The 1,705-nt window shown below is 51.4% G+C and carries 2 protein-coding genes; both read right to left on the reverse strand.

Annotated features, from left to right (window positions below):
* Positions 1–76: 76 nt before the first annotated feature.
* Entirely contained in the window at positions 77–478 is a 402-nt protein-coding gene (locus NKJ91_RS33535; protein ID WP_352458917.1) for a DNA adenine methylase, read from the reverse strand.
* Positions 475–1,587 carry a ParB N-terminal domain-containing protein gene (locus tag NKJ91_RS33540; protein WP_352458918.1) on the reverse strand — a complete coding sequence of 371 codons (1,113 nt, stop codon included), beginning with the start codon at positions 1,585–1,587 and terminating at the stop codon, positions 475–477. The genes NKJ91_RS33535 and NKJ91_RS33540 overlap by 4 nt, the downstream gene beginning before the upstream one ends.
* Between the last annotated feature and the right edge of the window lie 118 nt (positions 1,588–1,705).

The following is a 1,705-nucleotide window of genomic DNA, read 5'->3' on the forward strand; positions in this document are numbered from 1 at the left end:
GGTGATTTCAGTCCAGGCCATCGTGATCTCCATCGAATCTCGCAAATCCGACAGAATCACAACCTGCTGAAATCACTCAACTCTTTTTGGAACGGACACTGAGGTTTTCCCGATAGAGGCCGTTCCAACACGTCCTGTTCAGATAAAGAAATTGCGCAGCCCGCGCAGTGGGCGTCCTTAGCTGCTTGGAGCGCAGCTCGTAATAATACTCGTTCGAATGGTCGTTAGCGTGCCTTTGCATCAATGCTTCGAACGGCTGCAGATTATCTCTGATCACGACAAAGAGCTCGATCAGCCGCCCATTGCAGTCGCTGAGAATTGCGTTCTCAGGTCGGTTCTCGAAGAATACGGCGCCGCCACCCAAAAACGGCTCTATATATCGGCCGGTAAAACTCGGAAGCGAAAACTGCCCACTTTTGAATAGCCAGCGTTTTCCGCCTGCCCACTTCAGAAACGGCTTCAATGGCTGCCGTGTCATGCCGGAACCTTCGGATGCACTTCCGTCCGTAGCCATTCCACAAATTCGAGATCTTCATCCGTATAAGTCTTGAGCTGGTTCTTATGCGCCGCAATGTTGCGCAGCTCGTTGAAAGTCTGGATCCATGAAATGTAGTATTTCTGCCCAGAGCGCTCGCCAGGAAGAGGATTCTTGAACACATGTTCAAAGTGATCCCAGTTGTTCGGTTGCTTAACAATCTCCGCGAGATCAACGATGTTCAGGTATGCCTCCTTGGGTTTACGCCGCGCCTTATCTCTTTGTTGCGCTTCAAACGCATTGCGACGAATCCGCTCACTCTCGACACCAATCTCCCAGAAGGCCTGTTCATCACTGGCTAGGCGATGAGTGCCGTGAACTTTCTTCAATGTGTCGATCACATAGTTTGTCAAACGCTCGGCGAGTTTCATAAGGAATTGGTTCACCTCATCAATCTTTTCCGATGTGCTTTGCTCGACCCACCGCTGGAACTCTTCCGAACCGAAATCGCTATGTGTCTGCGTTAGGATCTGCATGAGGTGATAGGTGTATTCCTTGACGCCGCCTTCCCCGAACCTCCGAGCAAATCTAACCCGCACCTCATCGTCGGAGGCTTTTTTTATAAAGGTGAAAATAGGTTTGCAGAACTCCTTGATGTTGTCTGCAAAATCCTCCGAATTCATAAGCGCAAAATCCAAAGCTTTCTTATGCGAAAGGTAGGAAACCACCTCTGCAACAACGCTCAGATGAGCACGAACTCCTGGGTTTACTGCGATATATGCATCGCGTCCAGCCTCCCAACGCGTTGGATTAGCGACTCTTACTTCCTCGAAATAGACACTTAAAACGCTTGAAGCTCGCTCTATTGTATCCTCATCAGTCGCCCCTGAAAGCACCCCAGGGGCAAGCGTCTTGCCCGCGAGCTTGCCAATTAGCGCCGATCGGCGCAGGCCGTTTACGGCTTCTGATATTGTAAGGTTCTGGTTCGGCTCTGGCGGCACGCCGTGAGTAGCGAAGCGTCGCGCCAGCGGGCTTGTCTTGTCTGTGTTCAGCATTCTGACAACAGCCGAACCAAGAGCGGACAGCGCTGTTGAAGGGTCGCTGTCGCCCATCCGGATGTCAGCTAGCCTGAAAAATTCACGGTGGGTTGGCGGATGTGGTTCAAGCCGTTGAAATGACGTAGAATTTGGTTGCTAAGGCCGATCCGAATCATTTCCGGAGACCACACCC

This window comes from Mesorhizobium sp. M0040 (assembly GCF_040323505.1).
Classification (GTDB): Bacteria; Pseudomonadota; Alphaproteobacteria; order Rhizobiales; family Rhizobiaceae; genus Mesorhizobium.